This is a genomic window from Ectopseudomonas khazarica (assembly GCF_004521985.1).
GTDB lineage: Bacteria > Pseudomonadota > Gammaproteobacteria > Pseudomonadales > Pseudomonadaceae > Aquipseudomonas > Aquipseudomonas khazarica.
The window spans coordinates 186,964-210,128 of sequence record NZ_SBHZ01000001.1 but is presented as its reverse complement, the minus strand read 5'-3'; the positions used below and the strand labels follow the sequence as shown (position 1 = coordinate 210,128).

Below are 23,165 nucleotides of genomic sequence, written 5' to 3'. Positions count from 1 at the left end.
CGTTACTGACCGAGGGTCAGCACACGCTGCAGCATCTGCTTGGCGGTATTCATCATTTCCACGTTGGTCTGGAAGGCGCGACTGGCGGAAATCATGTCAGCCATCTCCTCGACCACATTGACGTTCGGGTAGTAGACGTAACCATCGGCGTTGGCCATCGGATGGTCCGGCTCGTAACGCGGCATCAGGCTGCTCTGGTCCTCGATCACACCGAGCACCTGGACACCACGGCCGGCGTCGTCCTGCTCGGCGAACAGCGAGCCGCGATCCCCGTCCTGCGCCTGCTGGAACACCGTGGCGAATACCGGATGACGGGCCCGATAGGTCTGATCGATGCTCGAGGAGACGGTCTCGGCGTTGGCGATGTTGCTGGAAATGGTGTTCAGGCGAGTGCTCTGGGCGCTCATACCGGTTCCGGCGATATTGAAGACACTGGCAAGAGACATGGTCGCGCTCCTTATTCGCCGCGCAGGGCCGCGGTCAGCCCTTTGAACTTGCTGTTGAGGAAGGTGAAGCTGGCCTGAAACTGCACCGAGTTTTCCGCGTAGTTCGATTGCTCGATCTGCAGGTCGACGGTGTTCTGGTCCAGAGAGGCATGGAACGGCGTGCGGTAAGGCAGCTCGGCCTCGCCCGTGGCCACGCCGTCAGCTGCGATATGGCGGCCATCGGTGCGCGCCAGGCTGACGTTGCCGCGCTGCTGCTTGGCATTCTGCTCGGCGAGGACGCTGGCGAAGTCCAGATCGCGCGCCTTGTAGTTCGGCGTGTCGGCGTTGGCGATGTTGTTGGACAGCACCTCGGCGCGCTGAGCGCGGAACGCGAGCGCCTGTTCGTGGATACCGAGTGCCTTGCCGAAATTGATGCTCATGCTCTGAACCTTTGCCACTGGGGCGATCTGGTTACCGTTGCGAGCTATTCAGCAAAGCCTGTGCCAACTTGTTTAACCCTTGCAAATCAATGAGTTATAAAAATTCCAGAGAAGCGAAAGCGGCAAAGCGGCAAAGCTTTACCGCCTACGGGCAACCAGGCGGCAATGCCATGCGGGCATGCGTTGCCGCTGCACATTGCCGCTGCGCGGGTGCCGAAAACGCCAACGGGAGGCACATGGCCTCCCGTTGCTGACATACCCGACCGGCGTCGCGGCTACTTGGCCTTGTAGATGATCCCCGGGCTGCACTGCACCATCTGGTACTTGTCCGGCAGGCCGTTGAGCGCCTCGGACGCCCCGAGAAACAGGTAGCCACCGGGCTTCAGGGTCGCATGGATGCGCGTGAGGATGTCCTTCTTCACCTCCGCCGAGAAGTAGATCAGCACGTTGCGGCAGAACACGATGTCGAACTTGCCCAGCGCGGCGTAGCTGTCCAGCAGGTTGAGCGGACGGAACTCGACCCGGTTCTTGATCGGCGCCTTGACCTGCCAGCGCCCAGGTCCCCTGGGGTCGAAGAAGCGCTGCAGGCGTTCCTGCGACAACCCCCGGCCCATGGCCAGACTGTCGTACTCGCCGGACTTGCAGTTGCTCAGCATCGACGGGGACAGGTCCGTGGCCACGATCTGCACACCGGCCTTGAGTTGCCCCAGGTTGGTCCGCTCGAACTCGTCGATGGACATCGACAGCGAATACGGCTCCTGGCCGGACGAACAGGCCGCCGACCAGATGCGCAGCCGCTGCGACGGGTAGGCCTTGATCAGCTCAGGCAGTACCCGGCTCTTGAGCACCTCGAACGGATAGGTGTCACGAAACCACAGGGTCTCGTTGGTGGTCATGGCATCGACCACCTGCTCACGCAATCCGCCCCGGGGCTGGCTCTGCATGCGCTGCACCAGTTCACCCAGGGTCTTGATGCCGTTCTGTTCCATCAGCTTGTTCAGACGGCTGGAGACCAGGTACTGCTTGTTGCTGCCAAGCAGGATACCGCAGGCCTTTTCCAGGAAAGTCCGGAACTGCTCGAAATCCAAATTACCCGAAGACACTAATGCAGCCTCACCAACCATAATGTTTGCCAAGAGACGTTCTCTTAGCCCTCATCCGACACACGAATGCGATCGACCACGCGCGCCGCCAGATCATCCGGCTTGAACTTGGCGAGGAAATCGTCAGCGCCGACCTTCTTCACCATTGCCTGATTGAACACGCCCGAGAGCGAAGTATGCAGGAGGATATGCAACTTCTGCATGCGCGGGTCGCTGCGAATCTCCGTGGTCAGTGTATAGCCGTCCATTTCCGGCATCTCGATATCGGAAATCAGCATCAGCAGTTCCTTATCGGGATTGCGGCCTTCGTCCACCATTTTCTTGAGGTAGTCGAGTGCCTCACGGCCATCGTTCAGCGCGGTGACCTCGACACCCACGGTCTGCAGGCAGCGGGAAACCTGCTTGCGCGCCACGGAGGAGTCATCGACGATCAGGACGTGCTTGGTCACCGCCTGGCTCTGCACCTGTTCGTCGATGACGCCCGCGGAAATCGCTTCCGACGTGGGCGCGACCTCGGCGAGGATCTTCTCGACGTCGATGATCTCCACCAGTTGCTGATCCATCCGCGTGACCGCCGTCAGGTAATGATCGCGGCCAGTGCCCTTGGGTGGTGGATGGATCTCTTCCCAGTTCATGTTGACGATGCGCTCGACCGAACGCACCAGAAAGCCCTGAACCTTGGTGTTGTACTCGGTGATGATCACGAAACTGGTTTTCAGATCACTCAGCGGCGCCCGGCCGGTGGCGATCGACAGATCGAGAATCGGGATGGTGCCGCCACGAATGTTGGCCACCCCGCGCACCACCGGGCTGGACTTGGGCATGATGGTGAGGTTCGGACACTGCAGGACCTCTTTCACCTTGAATACGTTGATACCGTATAGCTGCGGGCCTTCCAGGCGAAAAAGCAACAACTCCAAGCGGTTCTGTCCCACCAACTGAGTTCGCTGGTTAACCGAATCCATCAACCCGGCCATGCCCGGACTCCTTCTCGTCTAGTAACGCTCTCCCCGTTGAGCCTAGCAGGCGGCACGGGGCTTGCTTTGCATTGCTCATGAAGCAGACAACGTCATCATTCCGTCAGCTACTGGCAAAGTGCCTTACTCTTTTGCCTGTTGTACTCGCTTTGCCGATCCTCGGCTATAGCGCTACGGCGGCGGCCAGCTTTACCAGTGCTGAACAACTTATCGGCGCCACCGAGACCTTTCTTGAGGAAGCGGTCACCAATTATCTACAGCGTAGCGAAATCCACGGCCGCCATGAGATTCGTGTGAATCGCCTCGATCCTCGCCTGCGCCTGGCACTGTGCGACGTCCCGCTGACGACCACGCTCGAGAGCCCGGCACAGCCCCTGGGCCGGGTCACCACCCGTGTGCGCTGCGACGGCAGCGCTCCCTGGACCGTGTTCGTTCCCGCCGAAGTGCGCCTGTACCGCCATGTCGCCGTACTCACCCGCCCCCTCAAGCGCCTAAGCATAGTCAAGGCTTCCGACCTGAGCATGGCCGAGCGCGATATCGGCCAGCTTTCGCAGGGCTACCTGACGGACCCGGCGCAGGTAGTCGGCAAGAAATTGACGCGCCAGCTCAATGCCAATCAGGTCATTGCGCCCAGCCACCTGGAGGCGGCGGAAGTGATTCGTCGCGGCGACCAGGTCGTAATCAACGCCGTCGGCGCCAATTTCAGCGTGCGCATGCCCGGCGAAGCCCTGACGGACGGGGCTCCTGGCGAACAGATCAACATCCGCAACCTGCGCTCGCAGCGGGTCATCCGGGCCCGGGTCGTGGGTCCGGGCCAGGTCGAGGTCGCCATGTAGGCACGTTTCTTGTAGCGTAAAGGTCAGGCGATTCCCTACACTGTTCGACGACGCGATGAAATTAGTCCTAAAGTTTTCTCGGCAGTGGCCGAAAAGCATGGCAAGCGTCCACCATATCGTCCGAGGTTCTGCATCATGGTCATCGATTTCAACCGGCTGAATAATGCCAATACGTCCGCTACCACGGGACGTACCGGCGCGACTCAGGCTGGCAATCGCAGTGAATCGGCACAGCCGAGCAAAGCGCCTGTCACCGGTAGCGATGGACAAACCGACGCCAAGAGCGGCGAACCCGTGCAACTGAGTCGCGAGGCTCAGCAGCTGCAAGCAATCGGCGAGAAGCTGCGCGATCAGCCCATCGTCAACAAGGAGCGCGTGGCCCAGCTGAAACAGGCCATCGCTGACGGCAGCTATCAGGTCGACAGCAAACGCGTCGCCCAGAAACTGCTCGACTTCGAATCCCAGCGCTAGTCCCAGGGCTGCGCTGGGGGTGTTGGACGCCCGACCCCCAAGAGCCCGCCATGCAAGACACCGCCCTGCTAGACCTGTTCTCCCACGATATCGGCACGGCCGAGCAGTTGCTTGAGCTGATCGATAACGAATTCCAGGCCCTGACCGACCGCGATCTCACCCGCCTCGACCGCCTGCTCGGTGACAAGCAACCGCTTCTCGCACTCCTCCAGCAGCACGGCAACGAGCGCAGTCGCCTGCTGCAGAGCGCCAACCTGAGCGCGGACCGCCAGGGGCTCGCCACGCTGGCCGCCCAGTCCGCCGTTGGTGATCAGTTGCTGGCGCGCAGCGAAGAGCTGTCCAAGCTGCTGCAACGCTGCCAGGATGGCAACACGCGCAACGGCCGACTGATCCGCGCCAACCAGGCGTCGGTCGGCAACATCCTCGGCATTCTGCGTGGCGGGGAAACGCCCGGGCTCTATGACAGCCGAGGCAGTGCCGCTAAAATCGCGCAGCAGAGACCGCTCAGCCAGGCTTGAGCGAATCACGCCAACAATAAAAGCACAGGGACATGCAGGCACTTCGCCAGCATGCTAGTGCCGTTGTAGTCCATGACTCGGAGAGTTCCGAACTGTGTCCAGTGCGTTCCACGACGAGAGCGGCCCCCAGCCGCCCAAGGTGCTCAAGACATCCGCAGAGATCATTGCCACCTTACGTCAATTGCAGCAGAACCATGATCCTCTGGTCATCCAGTTCAAAGGACGTGGCCAGCGTTTCCAGAGCTATCTCGTCGAGGTCGACCGCGACCGCGCGCGCGTGGCCCTGGACGAAATCATCCCGACCGACGGCGAGCGCTTCCTCAAGCAGGGCGAATCCTTCAACGTCGAAGCCTTTCGCGATGGCGTGCGCGTAGCCTGGAGCTGCGAGCATGACGTGCAGCTGGGCGAACTCGAAGGTGCGCCGTGCTACTGGGCACCGCTGCCGCTGGAAGTCATCTATCACCAGCGCCGCAGCGCTTTCCGCGCCCAGCTGAAGCAGAGCGACCAGGTCAAGATCGTGCTGACCGGCGACAAGCTGCGCGATGCGTTGCCCGGCCACCTGCTGGACATCTCCGCTACAGGCTGCAAGCTGCGTTTCGCAGGTAACCTGAGCGAGCAACTGAGCAATGGCCAGGTGCATGAGCGCCTGACCGCGCAGCTGCCGTTCGGCTCGATGACCTGCGCAGTGGAACTGCGCCATGTGCAGTACGACGAAAAGCTCGACATGACTTTCGTCGGCACGCGCTTCTACCGCATGAGCGGCCTGGAGCAACGTCAGGTCGAGCGCTTCGTCTATCAGTTGCAGCGCGAGGCGCGTCGCACCGAAGGCGACGGCCCCTTCTGAATCCCGCGAGAGCCGCTGCCGGGACGCAGGCTACTGCCCGGCACGCTCGCCCTTCTCCTCGTTCTCGCCCGGCGCCTCAGGAGCCGGCTCCTGCTGCATCTGTTCCTGCACCGTCTGCTCGTCGACGCGCGGATCGAGCGCGGCAACCAGCGGTGAGCTGGTGACGTTGCCCGGCATGGCCATGTGCTGCAGCGGCGCATCGTCGACCTGGTGCAGATGGGTGACCACCTCGGGACGAATGCGCCAGATCAGGATCAGCGCGCAGAAGCAGACGAACACGTAGAGCATGTTGGCCCCGTAGAAACGCATCAGCACGCCCGCCAGCAGTGGTCCGATGCAGGCGCCGACGCCGAAGGTGACCAGCAGCATCGCGGTCAGCGAGACCCGGCGCTCCGGTTCCACGTGGTCGTTGGCCAGCGCCACCGCCAACGGATACAGGCTGAACTGCATCAGGCTGACCAGAAAACCAACGCCGATCAGCAAGCCGAGGAACACCTGCGGCAACGCCGCCAGTGGCAGCGCGGCCAGCAGCAGAAACACCGCACAGCCTCGAATCAGGCGCACCCGGTCACGCCGGTCGGACAACCAGCCCAGCGGCCACTGCACCAGCAGCCCGGCCAGAATGCAGCTGCCCATGAACAGACCCACCTGCTCGGTGGAGAGCCCCATGCGCGTGGCATACAGCGGCGCGAGGCCATAGAAGGAGCCGATCAGCAGCCCGGCCACCGAAATGGTCGTCAGCGACAACGGCACCCGGTCCAGGAAGAAGCGCAGCTCCAGCGGTGCCGGATGCAGCGGCGCCGGGTGCAGGCGCCGGGTCAGCGCAACCGGCACCAGGCACAGAGCGAAGCAGAGAGCGACCAGCATCAGCAGCTCCAGCCCCAGCGTCGGATGCACCACCAGCGTCAGCTGCCCGAGAATCAGCCCCATGTAGGAGGCCGCCATGTAGCCGCTGAACACCAGGCCGCGCTGCTTGGCATCGGCCTGCTCGTTCAGCCAGCTCTCGATCACCATGTACTGGCACATCATGCCCAGGCCCACCAGCATGCGCAGGAACAGCCAGAACGGCAGCCACTCCACCAGGCCATGCCCCAGCACCGCCGCGGTGACCACCCCGGCGCAGGCCACGTAGGCCCGAATGTGCCCGACCCGGCCGATCAGTCGGTGGCCGAGCTTGCCCCCCAGCACCAGGCCGAAATAGTTGGCCGCCATCAACGCCCCGACCCACAGACCATCCACCGTGTCGGCCAGGCGCAGGGCCAGGTAGGTACTGAGCAGACCGGAACCCAGCAGCATCAGCAGCGTGGCGAAGTACAGCGAACGGAATGACTTCCAGATCAGTCGCATTGACGGATAAAGCTCCTTGTACGCGGGTAGGCAAAAACAGCGTCAGGCCTGGCCAGCCAGAACACGACGCTCCCAGGGCGTTATTTCATCGTAGAAGCTGGTCAGCTCCATGGTCTTGCTGGCGATGTAGCCTTCGATGAATTCCGCACCGAACAGTTCGATTGCCAGCTCGCTTCGTTTCAGACGCTCGATGGCGGCGTGCATGGTACAGGGTAGCGTCAATTCTTCTGGCACCTCGAACTCCCCCTGAATCGCCGGGCTCGGCTGCAGCTCGCGCTCCAGGCCATGCAAGCCGGCGGCAAGGCTGGCAGCGAGGGCCAGATAAGGGTTGGCATCGGCGCCAGGCAGACGATTCTCCACCCGTCGCGCCACCGGCGCACTGGCGGGAATGCGCAGCCCCGCCGCGCGGTTGTCCGCCGACCAGCAGGCATTGTTCGGTGAGGCATAGGGGTGGCACAGGCGCTGATAGGAGTTCACATGCGGCGCGAACAGCAGGGTGAAATCCGCCAACGCGGCCTGCTGGCCAGCGATGAAGTGATAGAAGGCCGCTGTCGCCTCGCCATTGTCGGCGCTGAAGATGTTGCGGTCACTGCCCTGCTCCACCACGCTCTGGTGGATGTGCATGGAGCTGCCGGGGGTGTGCGCCAGGGGCTTGGCCATGCACACCACGGACAAGCCGTGCTTGAAGCCGACCTCCTTGAGCAGATGCTTGAACAGGAAGGTCTGGTCGGCCAGCTGCAGCGCATCGCCGTGCAGCAGGTTGATCTCGAACTGGCTCACGCCCATCTCGTGCATGAAGGTATCGCGCGGCAGGCCGAGCGCCTCCATGCAGCGGTAGACATCGGCGAAGAACGGCCGCAGGCCATTGCTGGAACTGACGCTGAACGCCGCGCCACCATCCTCACGGCGGCCATCGAGCCCCAGCGGCGGCTGGAATGGCTGCTGCGGATCGGGGTTGCCAGCGAAGACGAAGAACTCCAGTTCGGTGGCCACGACGGGTTGCCAGCCCTGCTCGGCATAGCGCGCCAGCACGCGCTTGAGCAGGCCACGGGTGGACAGCCCGGAACTGCGCCCGTCCAGCTCGTCCGCGTCGCAGATCGCCAACGCGCGCGGCGGCTCGCTCCAGGGCAGGCGGTGGATCTGGCTCGGCTCGGCATTGAGCAGCAGGTCGCCGTCATCGCTGCCGTAGAAGCGCGCCGCCGGGTAGCCGCCCATGATGCACTGCAGCAACACGCCGCGAGCGAGCTGCAGGCGACGGCCTTCGAGGAAGCCACTGACGGTCATCACCTTGCCGCGCGGTACCCCGTTGAGGTCGGGGGTGACGCAGTCGATCTCATCGATCCCCTGCAGAAGGGTTTCCAGTGGGCGGCAGTTGGCAGTGCTCATCTTTATTGTCCTTGAATGACGCGAATACCGCCCGAGGGGCGGCGAGACGTACAAAATACGCATCGCATGTTCAATATTTCAAGCAGTGCAAGCTTATCGAGATGCGACACCGCCTTGCACTCCGTCGCCGAGATCGACCGCCCTGGCTAGAAGCCCATGAAGGCTGTGCTAGAGTCGCGCGCTATTTTTTCGGCCCTGGCTGAAAGTCCTCTCGCCCCGGCGCCCTGCTCGAGCAGCGTGCCCAGCAACCAGAGACCACCCGATGTCCCAAGCCCTCCACCCTGCCCTGCAGCTTCTCAACCGCATCAGCCTGGTGACGCAGATCGTCATCGGCCTGCTGGCAGGCATCGCCCTTGCCTATGTCGCTCCCCAGGCTGCGCTGTCCGTCGGCTTCATCGGCAATGTCTTCGTCTCCGCGCTGAAAGCAGTGGCGCCCATCCTGGTGTTCATCCTGGTGATGGCCTCCATCGCCAACCACCAGCACGGTCAGCAGACCCACATCCGCCCGATTCTGCTGATGTACCTGCTCGGCACGTTTAGCGCCGCACTGGTGGCCGTCGTCGCCAGCTTCGCCTTCCCCTCGGCACTGGTACTGAGCAGTCAGGCCGCCGAACTGTCGCCTCCGGGCGGGATCGGCGAAGTCCTCAAGACCCTGCTGATGAACCTGGTCGACAACCCGGTCAATGCGCTGCTCAGGGGCAACTTCATCGGCATCCTGGCCTGGGCCATCGGCCTGGGCTTCGCCTTCCGCCATGCCAGCGCCGGCAGCAAGCAACTGCTGGGGGACCTGTCAAACGGCGTCACCGCCATCGTCAAGCTGGTCATCCGCCTGGCCCCGCTGGGCATCTTCGGCCTGGTGGCCGCGACCCTGGCCGAATCCGGTTTCGACGCCCTGCTCGGCTACCTGCACCTGCTGGTGGTGCTGGTCGGCTGCATGCTCCTGGTCGCCCTGGTGGTCAACCCGGTGCTGGTGTACTGGAAGATCCGCCGCAACCCCTATCCGCTGGTCTTCACCTGCCTGCGCGAAAGCGGCCTGACCGCCTTCTTCACCCGCAGCTCGGCGGCGAACATTCCGGTCAACCTGCAACTGTGCCAGCGCCTGGGCCTGCACGAGGAAACCTACTCGGTGTCCATCCCGCTGGGCGCCACCATCAACATGGCCGGTGCCGCCATCACCATCAGCGTGCTGACCCTGGCCGCCGTGCATACGCTGAACATCGCGGTGGACCTGCCCACCGCCCTGCTGCTCAGCGTGCTGGCCTCGATCAGCGCCTGCGGCGCCTCGGGCGTGGCCGGCGGCTCGCTGCTGCTGATCCCGCTGGCCTGCAGCCTGTTCGGCATCCCCAATGACGTGGCCATGCAGGTCGTCGCCATCGGCTTCATCATCGGCATCGTCCAGGACTCGGCAGAGACCGCACTGAACTCCTCCACCGATGCACTGTTCACCGCTGCGGCGTGCATGGCGCAGGAAAAGCGCCAGGACTGAAACGACAGATAGAAGGCTTGCGCGTGCAGGCCTTCTGTATTTCGGCTGGTGCCACACCTGGCACCGACAAAGGGAAAATTGATAACGATTAGCGTTTGAATTAGATTGACGCCTTTCGCAACCTACCGCGGACGGCTTCATGTTCGAATTGCAAAGCGTCAGTTACAGCATTCCTGAACGCACACTGCTGCATCCCCTGAACCTGCACATCGATGCCGGACGCATGGTCGGTCTGATCGGCCACAACGGCTCCGGCAAATCCACCCTGATCAAGTTACTCGCTCGCCAACAGGCACCCAGCGGCGGCCATATACTGCTCGACGGCAAGCCGCTGGCAAACTGGGGCCAGCGCGACTTCGCCCGCCAGGTGGCCTACTTGCCTCAGCAGTTGCCACAGACCGAGGGGCTTACCGTGCGTGAGCTGGTAGGTTTCGGCCGCTATCCCTGGCACGGCGCCCTTGGCCGTCTGGGTAGTGAAGACCGCACGCACATCCAACGCGCCATGGACCTGACCGATACCGGCATCTTTGCCGATCGTCTGGTCGACCATCTGTCCGGAGGGGAGCGCCAGCGCGTCTGGCTGGCCATGTTGCTGGCGCAGAACACCCGTTACCTGTTGCTCGACGAACCCACCTCAGCGCTGGACATCGCCCACCAGGTGGAGGTGCTCTCACGCGTCCACGACCTCAGCCGTGAGTTGGGCCTGGGCGTGCTGGTGGTGCTGCACGACGTCAATATGGCTGCGCGCTATTGCGATCACATGTTGGCCCTGCACAGTGGTCGCCTGCTGGCGCAAGGCAACCCGGCCGAGTTGATGCGCGGCGAGACCCTGGAGCGTATCTACGGCGTACCCATGGGGATAATGACCAATCCTGCGGACGGATCGCCGATCAGCTACTTGCAATGAGCAAAGGCTAGCGATCATCGGTATAAGGTAGAGGCTGATCCAGCAAGGGGCAGTTATCGCAATGCTCGAGGTTCTCGAGGCGATAACGAATGCAACACACCCTACGCTGGCGCCAGAGACCGTCGGAACGCAGCTCCTGACTTACCTGCAGATACCGAATCGGCCTGAACAGGGGGTTGCGAACACCATCGGCGCATCGCTCCTGTTCCATCAGCTCATGGCCATGCACCAATAACGACGAGGGCAAGACCTTGCCCATTTCACCGACGAACCACTCCAGGTAGTTACCGGCGTTGCTCCAGAGCACCTTGGGTGACAGCCTTGCCTCCGTCGCCAGTATCTGGATAAACGCTTGCAGATGCCCGGTCAGCTCGGCGAAGCGCTGAAAGGCATCAGCCGGTGGAACGGCAAAGGGTTCACCATCGTCGGGTAACTTGAAGGCCTGTGGCAGCCCCTGCTCGTCCAACACCACCTCAATCGCATCGAGCGCCAACGGCAAACGACGTCCCAACACCAGCGCAGCAGCGACCACTGGAGGAATCAGTCGAACCAGATAGTGCTTGGACCACTGCGAGGCCAGTGCTCGGCGGTCCTGCCCGACATGCAGGGGGTCGAACCGCTGCAGTACCGCATCGAGCTGAGCCGTATGCAGGAGTTGGCGCACCGGCAGCGACGGGCGCGGGTCTTCAAAGGTAGTCAGCACGTCGCGATAACTCGCGAACTCGCCAAAAAACAGTGGAGCAAGAGCTGCGATCATCGCCCCCCCCTGCGAATTCGGGAGAACCAACTCAGCACAATCGGCATCGCTCGAAGAAACGCTCGCGACTCTGCGCCATCAACGCAGCGCGCTTGTGCGGAAAATCGAATTCCTTCTCCTGCCAGAAGCCGAGACGCTGCATATGGCCAATCATCCGCTGATTGTCGGCACGCGGCTCAGCGACGATGCGCTGGGTACGCGGTTCATCCAGCAACAGATAATGCACCAGAGCCGATAGCCAGCTTTCCACCTTGTGCGGCCCGCGATGATCCTCCTCGCCAACCAGCATGTGAATGCCGCGGTCGTAGTCAGCGGCAGCGTAGAAAGGCGCTATGCGATCTTCCTTGGCCCAGTAAGCTTCGAAATAGGCGAACGGCTGGTCGTCAAAACACCCGATCATCGTCAACACATGCGGATCGGCCGCCAGACGCTCGAGATAGTCGCGGTGCTGATCGAGGCTACCCTGTTCCTGCCAGAACTCAGCTACTCGAGGGTGGTTCTGCCAGTGATTGAAGCGCTCCAGGTCGACTTCGATATCAAGCGTACGCAGCGAAATCCAACTGCCCAGACGAAAGTCGAAGCGTCGATACAGTTCGCCGGCGGGCTTCGGCGAGCGTTGCGGATGACGCCGCCCATCGCTGAGCACGAAGCGCTGCGGATAGCTTTCGCTGGCCGCCCCGCTGCGCCAGGGCATCGGCAATTGCCAGAACATCGAACGCTGCACCTGCCAGAGGCCGCCCATCTCAGGGCTGAGCAGCCCCTGCTGCACCAGCTCAGCAGGACAATCGTCGAGCCTCAGCAGCAGTCGTTGGCAGGCTGGATCGATGGCGAACGCCTGATAAGAGAAAGCCCAGAGTGCAAGCGGCATATCACGCCCTTGCAACCACCAAACCTCGTCCTGACGCTCGGCGCGCAGCAGCGGCTGCCCATCCAGCAACAAGGTCAGCTCATCCGCACCACCATCGACCAGAAGAACGCGCCCATCGGGCAAGGGCAGAGAAACACCGGTCATGAATACAACCTCGAAAACCTGAAGACGAATGGCAAATGAAGATATTTAGTCGAACTCACTCAGGCGCTTTCCAGCGCCCGAGCTTGAGTCGTAGCGGCTGCTGGCATGCGCTCGAACAGCGAATGGGCGATCTCCTCAGCGCGCATCGGCAGTACCGACAGCAAGGTGTCGCTCAACCCATGACTGCTCTGACTGAACCCCTGTAGATACACGCCAGCCCGCAGCTGCGCGTCAGCACGCACACGGTAGTCGCGCTCGACCTGGAAATCGCCCAGGTATTTCTGCAGCGGCGCCAGCAACTCGCGGTGAGAACTGCGCTCATAACCGGTGGCGAGGATCACCGCATCGTAACGTTTGCTCTCAATATCACCGGTGGCACTATCGCGCAGCGCCAACTCGATCCCCTCATCGCTGGCACGGGCGCTTTCAACCGTGCGCCGGCACAGGAAACCATGACGCGCCTGCTTGGCCACTTTCTGCCGATAGAAGATGCCGTAGATACGCTCGATCAGATCCAGATCGACCACCGAGTAATTGGTGTTGTGGTACTCATGAATCAGCTTTTCGCGCTCGGCCTCAGGCTCGTTGAACACCAGATCGGTATAGCCGGGGGTGAATATCTCATTGACGAATGGGCTGTCGTCAGCCGGCTTCAGCACCGCCGCACGCAGGATCATGTCCACCTGCACCGACGGATAACTGTCGTTGAGGTCGATGAAAGCCTCCGCCGCGCTCTGCCCACCGCCAACCACGGCGATGCGCATCGGCTGGTGACGATTACAGGGCTGGCTGGCCATGCGTTCCAGATACTGGGCGTGATGGAAGACCCTTGCATCGTCACGCAGATGGGTGAAGGCAGACGGAATCCGCGGAGTCCCTCCGGTACTGAGAACAATGGAGCGCGCCAGGCGGAAGCGCTCGGCGCCCTGACTGTCGACAGAGATCACCCGTAACTGGTCGATACCCTGAGCACCATGCACCGGCTCGACGCGAACCACCGACTCGCCGTAGGCGCACTGATCGGCAAATTGCTGAGCGACCCAACGCAGGTAGTCGTTGTACTCCATCCGGCATGGGTAGAAGGTGCCAAGATTGATGAAATCCACCAGGCGTCCCTGCGCGTGCAGGTAGTTGACGAAGCTGTAGGGACTACTGGGATTACGCAGAGTGACCAGATCCTTGAGGAAGGAAATCTGCAGTTCACTCTGGCTCACCAGGGTATTGCCGTGCCAGCGGTAATCCTGCTGACGATCGAGGAACAACGCATTGTAAGCGCGCCCTTCCCGCTCACCCTGCTCCTGCAGAGCAATAGCCAATGCCAAATTGGAGGGGCCGAAGCCGATGCCGAGCACGTCGTAGGTCGGAACAATCAACTGAGTCATGATGCCTGTGTCCTTTAGCCGTTTGCCATGAACAAGCCATGGGCCTGCCTGGGAGAGTCCGCTCGCTCAGCCTTGCGGCCCGAGGATGCGGTCTTGAAGAAGAAGACGAGGCAGAAACTCAGAAATTTATAATAATTCTCATTACTGACGCTTCATCAACGGCTTACTCTCACCTCGCCCACCGGCGCAGACGCATGCGGCAATGCTTCATGGCGTTGACGATATGCTTCTCCACCATGTCGCGAGAGATGCCTATGCTCTCGGCGATCTCGGCATGAGAACAGCCCTCTACCTTGCGCATCAGGAATGCCTGGCGACAAACCGGTGGCAGTTCGTCCAACGCCCTCTTCAGTAGGCGCAACTGCTGCGCCTGACAGGCCTGAACCTGTGGATCACAGGTGTCGTCGAGTTCTTCATGCCCCAGAGACTCGAGCGGCTCGTCGGCGCGCACCTGCGCACGCCGGTATCGGTCGACACTCAGGTTGATCGCGGTTCGAAAAAGAAACGCGCGCGGCTGCTCGATGGCAGCCAAGGACTTACGCTCGAGCAGGCGCAAGACGCTTTCCTGAGCCACATCTGCAGCCGCCTGGCGATCACCAAGCGTACGACTGAGGTAACGGACCAATTCTTGGTAATGGTGTATCACAACACTCTCTAAGCCCCCGAAGGAACCGCCCCGTGCAGGTTCCTGATGTGTCACGACAACAGACACTTGCTGACAGCCCCGGTCAGCGATACTTATAATCACTCGCATTTTGTGCAAATGAAAGCCTCGCAAAAGCCTGGGACGCCCGAATGATCGAGCCGCAATCCACCGACGAAGACGAGCGCCTCAGCGCCGAGGCGGCATACTGGTGCGCGCGTCTGCATGACATGGACTGCACTGCCGAGGAGCGCCAGGCCTTCGCTCGCTGGATAGCCACTACCCCCGACCACCAGCACGAGTACGACGCCATGCTGGCGATCTGGCGGCTGGCCGATCAACTACACCCAGCCCACACCTCCACACCCAGCAACACGACAACTCACCCTCGCCGCCAACGAACCCCCTGGCGCGCGACCAGGATTGCTGCTGCCGCCATGCTGGGAGGAGTGACTATCTGGATGGGCGGCTGGGCGGCAGGCCTGCTGCCAGCGCAGGTTGGCTACTACGCAGCTCAGGAAGCCCCGCGCAAGGTCATCCTGGCAGACGGCTCGCACGCTCAACTGAACAGCGACAGCAGACTGATCTTCGCCATCTTTCGCGACCACCGCAGTGCCTGGCTCAGTAGCGGTAGCGAAGGCTATTTCGAAGTCACTCACGACATAGAACAGCCTTTCAGCGTACTGACCGACAACGGCCAGGTGCGCGTCACTGGCACCCGTTTCAATGTCTGGACAGACGAACGACAGATGCTGGTCAGCCTGCTTGAAGGAGCCGTGATCGTCAGCCCGCCGAATGGCGCCCAGGCTGGCCAGGCGCAACTTTCGCCAGGCATGCAGGCACGCTACAGCAAAGGGAGCAACCAGATCGACGTGGAACAGGCAAGCACCACCAGCGCCATTGCCTGGACCGAAGGCAAACTGGTGCTGGATGATCTGACATTGAGCGCCGCCCTGCCACTGATCAATCGCTACCTTGAACAGCCGGCTCGCCTCGGCGACGCAGCCAGCGGCAACCTGCGAATAGGTGGGGTCTACCGTACCGACGACCTCAAGGCGCTGGTCGAATCGCTGCCAACCGTGCTGCCCATCGAAGTCAGGCGTGACGATGACGGTGGCCTGGTACTGAAGAGCCGCTACGCCTCACTCTAGCCGGGCACGCCATGCGCACGGGGAGAACGATGCCGGACCTGCAGCAGAAGCGAAGCTCGTGCAAGACACTTATCCAGGGTTTTCTTTGAGTTTTCTCTCGCCTTATCCGTCTTAACAGGAACGATTCGGGTTTGCAGTCATTTCGATTGCAACCGCGTCGCCCCGTTTTCCGGCGCAGCTCTGCGCCGAGCCTCAGGACTGGATGATGCAGACACCTTCGCAAAGTACGTTCCGCGAACTCCTCCGGCTGTTACGCCCGTTCGCGCCACAACTCGCCGCCGCAACCCTGTTGGGCATTCTTGGCGGCGCCAGCATCACGGCACTGCTGGCCACCATCAACTACAGCCTGCATTCCGATGACGGCATGCACAGCGCCTTACTGTTGGGTTTCGCCGGGCTCTGCCTGTTGGCCCTGGTGGGCTCTATCGTGTCCGACATCGGCACCAACTATGTCGGTCAACACGTTATCGCGCGCCTGCGCAAGGATCTGGGCAGCAAGATCATCTCGGCACCGATCGACCAGATCGAACGCTACCGCAGCCATCGCTTGATTCCAGTGCTGACCCACGACATAGACACCATCAGCGATTTCGCTTTCGCCTTCGCCCCACTGGCAGTGTCACTCACCGTCACCCTTGGCTGCCTGGGCTATCTGGCCTCGCTTTCACTACCCATGTTTCTCACCACCGCCCTGGCTATCGTCATCGGCAGCGCCATTCAGTACGTGGCGCGCAGCAAGGGTATCCGCGGCTTCTTCCAGGCCCGTGACGCCGAAGATGATCTGCAGAAGCACTATCGCGCCATGGCCGAGGGTGCCAAGGAACTGCGCATCAGCCGCCCGCGCCGCTTTCAGCATTACAGCGAGCGCCTGCAGGGCACAGCCGAACGCATCTGCGACATCCAGATCCGCTCGATCAATCTGTTCGTCATCGCCAAGGGCTTCGGTTCGACCCTGTTCTTCATCGTCATCGGCGTGGCCCTGGCTTACCAGAGCTTCTGGCCGAGCACCGACAAGGCGACACTGAGCGGCTTCATCCTGGTGCTGCTGTACATGAAGGGGCCACTGGAGCATCTGGTTGGCCAGCTGCCCATCGTCAGCCGCGCTCAGGTGGCCTTCCGCCGCATTGCCGAGCTGTCGCAGCGTTTCTCCTCGCCAGAACCCAATCTGCTTCTGCGTGACGACGGCCGCAACGCACCGCCCATGCGAGGCATCGAGCTGCGCGGCCTGCACTACCGATACCCCACCGAAGACGGCGGAGAAGGCTTTGGCGTCGGCCCGGTAGATCTGCAGATCCGTCCCGGTGAGATCCTCTTCATCGCTGGCGAGAACGGCTGCGGCAAAACCACGCTGATCAAGCTGCTGCTGGGACTCTATGTGCCCAAGGGAGGCACGTTGCAACTCAACGGCGAGCCGGTGACAGACGCCAATCGCGATGATTATCGCCAACTGTTCACCACCATCTTCGCCGACTACTTCCTGTTCGAGGATCTGCTCAAGGGCAGCCAGGACATACCCGCCGAAGCCAACCGCTACCTGGAACGCCTGGAGATCGCCCACAAGGTCAGTCTGGACGACCACAACTACTCGACCACCGACCTTTCCACAGGCCAGCGCAAACGCCTGGCGCTGGTGCAAGCCTGGCTAGAGAAACGCCCAGTGCTGGTGTTCGACGAGTGGGCCGCCGATCAGGACCCCGAATTCCGCCGCATCTTCTATACCGAGCTGCTGCCAGAGCTTCGGGCTCAGGGCCGCACCTTGATAGTGATCTCCCACGACGACCGCTACTTCCACGTAGCCGACCGCCTGCTGCAAATGGCCTCCGGACGAATCGTTTCACTACAGGAACAGCATCGAGGCACCACTGAGCCTGCTGCGGAGAGCTCCCCCGTCGGGTAAGGCACCAGCAAAGCACGAGCGTGAAATTTCTTTTCCGGTTTCCGCTCACTCGTGCGTCTTAAAGCAAATCATTCTAATTATGACCAACGCTAAACAGATAATTCAGGAGTACAGCAGTGCGCTCATCCAGCTCTTTCTCTCCGTCCGCGAACACACTCAAACCTCTGGCTCGCCTGGTGCGCGCCACTGCGTTCGGCCTGGCACTTGGGGCTTCTGCACCGCTGCTGGCCGAGCCCGTACGCATCGACCTGCCGGCACAACCGCTGGCCTCGGCACTGACCAGTCTGGGGGAGCAGACCGAGCTGCAGATCCTGTTCAACCCGGCCCAACTCAGCCGCCTGCGTAGCAATGCCGTCACTGGCGAAATGGAGGCTCTGCAGGCACTGGATGCCCTGCTCGAAGGCACCGGCGTGCGTTATCAACTCGACGGTAACCGCGTCAGCCTGTTCACCAGCGCGGGCGACAATGCCCTGGCCCTGCCCGAGCAGGTAATCGAAGGGCGTAGCGAAGGACAGAGCAGTTTCGTACCCAAAACCAGCAACAGCGCCAGCAAAACCAATACCTCAATTCTCGAGATACCCCAGTCGGTATCGGTGATCACCCGCGCCCAGCTCGAAGCCCAGGGTGCACAGAGCGTTACCGAAGCGCTGCGCTATGTGCCGGGGGTCAAGGTGGAGACATATGGCCTCGACCCGAAAGGCTACGACTGGCTGTTCATTCGCGGTTTCAACGGCCAGAGCACCAGCGACTACCTCAACGGCCTGCGTCAGCAGAACAACGACTACGCCCTGTTTCGCAGCGAGCCCTATGCACTCGAAAGAGTCGATGTGGTTCGCGGCCCCGCCTCGACACTGTTCGGTCAGGGTGATGCTGGCGGCGTGATCAACCGGGTGAGCAAGAAACCTACCGCCAACCAGACCAACGAGATTCAGCTCACTGCCGGCAGTCATGACCGTCGCCAGGGTCAGTTCGATGTGGGTGGCGCACTCGACGAGCAGAGCCAGTTTCTCTACCGCGTCGTCGGCCTGTACCGCGAAGCCAATACACAGGTGGAGTATGACGATGGTCATGAGCTGGAAGACGATCGCCAGTACATCGCACCGTCCTTCACCTGGGCGCCGAACGAGGACACCAGCCTGACCCTGCTCACCGACTTCCTGCGTGATCGCAACGGCGGCAGCCTGTTCGTCTACACCAAGCCTAATGGTCACACCACCGATACACTGCTGGGCGACCACAGCTTCAACCGCTTCGACCAGGATCAGTACAACCTCGGCTACGAGTTCCGCCACCGCTTCAACGATACGCTGGAATTCCGTCAGAACCTGCGCTACGGCCAGGTAGATCTGACCTTCAACAACCTGCTGCCGGCACTGATCGATACCACGAGCGGTACCGTGTTCCGTGTAGCTGACCGTCGCCAGCAGCACCTCAATACCTTCGCGGTGGACAACCAGTTGCAGGCCGACTTCAACACCGGCTCAATCCGCCACACGCTGCTGACCGGCATCGACTACAGCTGGCAGGACGCCGATATCAAGTTCTACCGCAACATGCCGTTGGGCGCCGGAGGCGTGACACCACCGCTGAACGTGAACAACCCTATCTATGGCCAGCCGATTCAAACACCCAATGCAGGCAACTCGCAGACTCGAGCTGATTACGACCAAACCATCGAACAACTCGGTGCCTACGTCCAGGATCAGATCCACTTCGACGACCACTGGCTGCTGACCCTCGGCGGCCGTCACGACCGCGTGCGTAACGACTTCGATAACAACATTCCCAACAGTCAATCCACCAACCAGAAAGACGACGCCTTCACCGGCCGCGTAGGTCTGACCTACGTCACCGACTTCGGCTTGGCGCCCTATATCAGCTACGCCGAATCCTTCGCGCCCAACAGCGGGGTCGGCAGTCAGGGCAGCACCTTCGATCCCAGCGAAGCCGAGCAGTGGGAAGTGGGGGTGAAGTACCAGCCGCATGACGACCTGCTGCTGACCCTGGCCGCCTACGACCTGACCAAAACCAATATTCTTACCGCCGAGCGGAATAGCAGTGGGGCAACTACCGGTTTCAACGTCGCGGAAGGTGAGCAGCGTTCGCGCGGCATCGAGGCCGAGGCTCGTCTCAAACTGGGCGAGCACTGGGATATCCTCGGTTCGTACACCTACACCAAGGCACAGATCACCCGCAGCAACGACGGCAATCAGGGCAACCGGCCAGCCAACGTGCCAGAGCACATGGCTTCTGCCTGGGTGAACTACAACTTCAGCGATGGCTCGCTGCGGGGCCTGACCCTGGGCGCAGGTGCCCGCTACGTCGGCTCGATGTATGGCAATAACGCCAATACCTTCGGGGCCGACAGCTACACCCTGTTCGATGCCTCGGCCAGCTACAAACTGACGCCACAGGTCACGCTGGCCGTATACGCGCAAAACCTGTTGAACGAGGAATACACCGCCACCTGCGACGCAGCCACCAGTTGCTACCCCGGCCTGGAACGCAACCTGATGACCAGCGTCAAGTACAGCTGGTAACCAGGTGCAAAGCCCGGCACCGCCAATGGCGCTGCCGGGCTTTTGCTTGCTGACTGATCAGGCTCCTGCGGGAGCCTTGCGCGTATCTGGAGAAACACTTGCCTGCCTCGACGAACCTCCCCCACCGCTGCCTGAAACGCCGCCAATTGCTTCAGGCCATGGCCATCGGCGGATTGGCCCTCGGCTGTGGTTTGCCATTGCGAGCGGAGCCCCTGCAGCGCGTGGTCGCCATCAACTGGGCCGCGGCAGAAACGCTGCTGACGCTCGGCGTGGAACCACTGGCCATTTCCGACGTCGGCTACTACCGACGGCGAATGCCCGATCCAGCACTACCGCAGACCGTGCGCGACATAGGCCCCTACTGGGAGCCCAATCTCGAATTGCTGCACCAGTTGAACCCGCAACTGATCCTCAGCGATGCCCTGCCCAACAGCGTATTACGTACGCTCGGTGATATCGCACCGACCGAGGTGGTGAACATTTTCCCAACCGACAAAGGTGTCTGGAACAGTGCCAGCGCTTTCATGCGCCAGTTGTCCGAGCGGCTGCACCTGAGTGACCGCGCCGACGTTTATCTGCAAGCCGCAGAGCAACGCCTGGAGACGCTACGCAACCGTTTGGCGCTAAGCCCACGGCCTGCGATTTACATCGCCGTGCTCAACCAGGATGGCCGCCACGCCACTGTCTACGGCCAGCACAGCATGGCCCAGGACGTGCTCGAACGACTGGGGCTGCGCAATGCCTGGAACGGCCCGAGCAATGCCATGGGCTTCAGCCTCACCGGTATCGAGCGCCTCAGCGAACAACCCGATGCCCATCTGCTGTACATCGAAATTCCTACGACGTCGGCGCGCCTGCAGAGCCTGCGTCAGCCCAATGCCTTGTGGAACAACCTGCCATCAGTGCGCCGCCATCAAACTCAACCGCTGGGCAAATTCTATCCCTACGGCGGCGTGGCCTCGTACCTCAGCCTGGCCGAGCGCATTGCCGACTATCTGGACAGTCAAGAGGTGCAGCATGGCTGAGTCACTGAGCCTTCCCATGCGCCCGCCTCGGCATAGCCTGGGCTCGGCGCTGTGCACCCTGCTTATCGCCATACTGGCAGCACTGCTGGTATGGCGTGGGCTCAACGGTCTGCTCCCGCACGAACTGTGGTGGCAGGCGCTGTGGTCACCGGATCTGGACAGCCCCAATCAGGTACTGCTGCATTTCAGCTTCGCGCCACGCCTGCTGGTCAGTCTGATGGTTGGCGCAGCCCTCGGCCTGGCCGGCACCCTGTTCCAGCAGATTCTGCGCAATCCGCTGGCCGAACCGGTGACCCTTGGCGTCGCGGCCGGCGCCAACCTCGCCCTGTCGGTCACCACCATCTGGGCACCGACGCTGCTGATCCATGGCCTGGAAATCGTGACGCTGGCTGGGGCCGGCCTGGCTACCCTGGCCCTGTTCAGCTTCGCCTGGGGCCGCCATTTGTCGCCGTTGCGTTTCATCCTGACCGGCATGGTGATCAGCCTCTACTGCAACGCGTTGAACGCCCTGCTGGTACTGTTCAACCACGACTACCTGATTGATTTGCTGCTGTGGCAGGCCGGCTCGATCAACCAGAGCGGCTGGGATGGCGTGCTCTACCTGGCGCCACGTCTGGCCGTCGCAGCCACGCTGGCGGTGCTGCTGATACGCCCGCTGGCAGCGCTCGGCCTGGAAGACCAGAGCGCGGCCAGCATCGGCGTGTCGCTGCGCGCCACCCGTGGTTTTGGCCTGCTGGTCGCTGTGGCGCTGAGTGCCTTCGTCACCAGCGTGGTCGGCATCATCGGTTTCATCGGACTCGCCGCGCCAGCCATCGCGCGCATGACCGGCGCTCGCACCCTGCGCCAACGGTTGCTGTGGGCGCCTCTGCTCGGTGCCGCGCTGCTGTGCCTGGTGGATCAGTGCGCGCGCGAGCTGTCGCGCCTGGTCGGCGAAGTACCGGCCGGCATCCTCACTGCGGTGTTCAGTGTGCCGCTGCTACTCTGGCTGCTGGCGCGCCAGCGCAGCGGCGGTATCCAGCCGCACAGAACGAGCCTGGGACGACCAACGGATCATCCGTGGCGGCCAATTCTGCTGGTTGCCGGGTTGCTGATCATGCTGCTGATACCTGCCGTGTTTTTGGCCAAAGGGCTGTACGGATGGCAGTGGGCCGAGCTTGGCGAGCTGCACTGGCGCTTGCCGCGTGTGTTCGGTGCACTGGCCGCCGGCGCCATGCTGGCCATGGCCGGGCTGTTGGTGCAACGCCTGACCGGTAACCCCATGGCCAGCCCGGAGGTGTTGGGTGCCAGCTCAGGTGCGGCGCTGGGCGTGCTGGTGCTGTTCCTATTGGTACCGCAGCCGCAGGCGCTGATGCTGCCGGCAGCCAGCCTTGGCGCCTTGCTGACCCTCGCAGTTCTGCTCTGGTTCGCCTGGCGCAGCGCCTTCAGCCCGGAGCGTTTGCTGCTCACCGGCGTGTGCCTGACCACCCTGATGGGCGCGCTGAGCACCCTGTTGATGGCCAGTGGTGACCCACGCATGACCGCGTTGATGAGCTGGATGACCGGTTCGACCTATCAGGTCGATGCCAATGCTGCCACGACCGCCGTGATCCTGACCATGCTGCTGGGCGCCGCTGCGTTACTACTGGCACGCCCACTCGATCTGCTCGGCCTGGGTAACGGTACGGCGGCAGCACTCGGCCTGCGCCTGCGCGCCAGCCATCTGGGGATCCTGCTGCTGGCCGCACTGCTCACCGCCGCTGCCACCCTGATGGTCGGTCCCCTGAGCTTCGTCGGCTTGATCGCACCGCATATCGCCCGCCATCTCGGCGTACACCGTGCGCTACCGCAGCTCCTGCTAAGCGCTGGCGCCGGTGCACTGATCATGCTGTTGGCCGACTGGCTGGGGCGGAACCTGGCTTATCCATGGCCGGTTTCCGCCGGGCTGCTGGCCGCGTTCATTGGCTGCCCATACTTCCTTTGGCTGATGCAGCGCGAACGCCGTGGCTAGCACATCGTCAACGACTGGTGCGCACAGCGCA

The 23,165-nt window shown here is 62.1% G+C and carries 21 protein-coding genes; 11 read left to right on the top strand and 10 right to left on the bottom strand.

Going from position 1 to position 23,165, the window contains the following annotated elements:
* Positions 1-2: 2 nt before the first annotated feature.
* The 4 genes from flgC to EPK82_RS00835 form a co-directional block, all read right to left on the bottom strand.
* Entirely contained in the window at positions 3-446 is a 444-nt protein-coding gene (gene flgC, locus EPK82_RS00850; RefSeq protein ID WP_037050350.1) for a flagellar basal body rod protein FlgC, read from the bottom strand.
* 11 nt (positions 447-457) lie between these two features.
* Entirely contained in the window at positions 458-865 is a 408-nt protein-coding gene (gene flgB, locus EPK82_RS00845; RefSeq protein WP_037050348.1) for a flagellar basal body rod protein FlgB, read from the bottom strand.
* Between the two features lie 275 nt (positions 866-1,140).
* Positions 1,141-1,968, bottom strand: coding sequence for a protein-glutamate O-methyltransferase CheR (gene cheR / locus EPK82_RS00840; protein WP_037050345.1), 828 nt, complete (start codon positions 1,966-1,968; stop codon positions 1,141-1,143).
* A gap of 44 nt (positions 1,969-2,012) precedes the next feature.
* Complete coding sequence (locus EPK82_RS00835; RefSeq protein WP_037050343.1) at positions 2,013-2,945, bottom strand: chemotaxis protein CheV; 933 nt, start codon at positions 2,943-2,945, stop codon at positions 2,013-2,015.
* Between the two features lie 77 nt (positions 2,946-3,022).
* Here EPK82_RS00835 and flgA point away from each other — a divergent pair, with 77 nt between their 5' ends.
* From flgA to EPK82_RS00815, 4 genes are all read left to right on the top strand, one after another.
* On the top strand, positions 3,023-3,781 hold the full coding sequence (flgA, locus tag EPK82_RS00830) for a flagellar basal body P-ring formation chaperone FlgA (protein ID WP_037050340.1): 759 nt from the start codon (positions 3,023-3,025) through the stop codon (positions 3,779-3,781).
* A 135-nt stretch (positions 3,782-3,916) separates the two neighbouring features.
* Positions 3,917-4,252, top strand: a complete 336-nt coding sequence (flgM, locus tag EPK82_RS00825) for a flagellar biosynthesis anti-sigma factor FlgM (protein ID WP_037050337.1) — start codon at positions 3,917-3,919, stop codon at positions 4,250-4,252.
* 50 nt (positions 4,253-4,302) lie between these two features.
* On the top strand, positions 4,303-4,770 hold the full coding sequence (locus EPK82_RS00820) for a flagella synthesis protein FlgN (RefSeq protein WP_037050334.1): 468 nt from the start codon (positions 4,303-4,305) through the stop codon (positions 4,768-4,770).
* Positions 4,771-4,864: 94 nt separating this feature from the next.
* Positions 4,865-5,614 carry a flagellar brake protein gene (locus EPK82_RS00815; RefSeq protein ID WP_037050332.1) on the top strand — a complete coding sequence of 250 codons (750 nt, stop codon included), beginning with the start codon at positions 4,865-4,867 and terminating at the stop codon, positions 5,612-5,614.
* A 30-nt stretch (positions 5,615-5,644) separates the two neighbouring features.
* Here EPK82_RS00815 and EPK82_RS00810 read toward each other — a convergent pair whose 3' ends face one another.
* Both EPK82_RS00810 and EPK82_RS00805 read right to left on the bottom strand, forming a co-directional pair.
* Complete coding sequence (locus EPK82_RS00810; protein WP_037050330.1) at positions 5,645-6,961, bottom strand: MFS transporter; 1,317 nt, start codon at positions 6,959-6,961, stop codon at positions 5,645-5,647.
* Positions 6,962-7,003: 42 nt separating this feature from the next.
* On the bottom strand, positions 7,004-8,347 hold the full coding sequence (locus EPK82_RS00805; protein ID WP_134675510.1) for a glutamine synthetase family protein: 1,344 nt from the start codon (positions 8,345-8,347) through the stop codon (positions 7,004-7,006).
* 262 nt (positions 8,348-8,609) lie between these two features.
* On the opposite strand from EPK82_RS00805, the gene sstT reads away from it, so the two are divergent.
* Together sstT and EPK82_RS00795 are read left to right on the top strand one after the other, a co-directional pair.
* Positions 8,610-9,833: a serine/threonine transporter SstT gene (gene sstT / locus EPK82_RS00800; RefSeq protein WP_134675509.1), complete on the top strand. Its 1,224-nt coding sequence runs from the start codon at positions 8,610-8,612 to the stop codon at positions 9,831-9,833.
* A 139-nt stretch (positions 9,834-9,972) separates the two neighbouring features.
* Positions 9,973-10,740, top strand: coding sequence for an ATP-binding cassette domain-containing protein (locus EPK82_RS00795; RefSeq protein WP_037050323.1), 768 nt, complete (start codon positions 9,973-9,975; stop codon positions 10,738-10,740).
* 7 nt (positions 10,741-10,747) lie between these two features.
* Here the strand turns inward: EPK82_RS00795 and fhuF are convergent, their stop codons facing one another.
* The 4 genes from fhuF to EPK82_RS00775 form a co-directional block, all read right to left on the bottom strand.
* Entirely contained in the window at positions 10,748-11,497 is a 750-nt protein-coding gene (gene fhuF, locus EPK82_RS00790) for a siderophore-iron reductase FhuF (protein ID WP_134675508.1), read from the bottom strand.
* Between the two features lie 31 nt (positions 11,498-11,528).
* A complete protein-coding gene (locus tag EPK82_RS00785; RefSeq protein ID WP_134675507.1) occupies positions 11,529-12,509 on the bottom strand; it encodes a GNAT family N-acetyltransferase in 981 nt (326 codons plus the stop codon).
* A gap of 59 nt (positions 12,510-12,568) precedes the next feature.
* Positions 12,569-13,891 carry a lysine N(6)-hydroxylase/L-ornithine N(5)-oxygenase family protein gene (locus EPK82_RS00780; protein WP_134675506.1) on the bottom strand — a complete coding sequence of 441 codons (1,323 nt, stop codon included), beginning with the start codon at positions 13,889-13,891 and terminating at the stop codon, positions 12,569-12,571.
* Positions 13,892-14,060: 169 nt separating this feature from the next.
* On the bottom strand, positions 14,061-14,537 hold the full coding sequence (locus EPK82_RS00775; protein ID WP_080757084.1) for a sigma-70 family RNA polymerase sigma factor: 477 nt from the start codon (positions 14,535-14,537) through the stop codon (positions 14,061-14,063).
* Positions 14,538-14,686: 149 nt separating this feature from the next.
* Between EPK82_RS00775 and EPK82_RS00770 the strand changes: the two genes are divergently transcribed.
* From EPK82_RS00770 to fhuB, 5 genes are all read left to right on the top strand, one after another.
* The gene (locus tag EPK82_RS00770; RefSeq protein WP_134675505.1) at positions 14,687-15,685 is read left to right on the top strand and encodes a FecR family protein; all 999 of its coding nucleotides are present in this window, start codon (positions 14,687-14,689) and stop codon (positions 15,683-15,685) included.
* A gap of 205 nt (positions 15,686-15,890) precedes the next feature.
* Positions 15,891-17,582: a cyclic peptide export ABC transporter gene (locus EPK82_RS00765; RefSeq protein ID WP_208651071.1), complete on the top strand. Its 1,692-nt coding sequence runs from the start codon at positions 15,891-15,893 to the stop codon at positions 17,580-17,582.
* Between the two features lie 116 nt (positions 17,583-17,698).
* Positions 17,699-20,122, top strand: a complete 2,424-nt coding sequence (locus EPK82_RS00760) for a TonB-dependent siderophore receptor (protein ID WP_134675503.1) — start codon at positions 17,699-17,701, stop codon at positions 20,120-20,122.
* 98 nt (positions 20,123-20,220) lie between these two features.
* Positions 20,221-21,147, top strand: coding sequence for an ABC transporter substrate-binding protein (locus EPK82_RS00755; RefSeq protein ID WP_244229798.1), 927 nt, complete (start codon positions 20,221-20,223; stop codon positions 21,145-21,147).
* Positions 21,140-23,134: a Fe(3+)-hydroxamate ABC transporter permease FhuB gene (gene fhuB / locus EPK82_RS00750; protein WP_134675502.1), complete on the top strand. Its 1,995-nt coding sequence runs from the start codon at positions 21,140-21,142 to the stop codon at positions 23,132-23,134. Before EPK82_RS00755 ends, fhuB begins: the two co-directional genes overlap by 8 nt.
* The last annotated feature ends 31 nt before the right edge of the window (positions 23,135-23,165 follow it).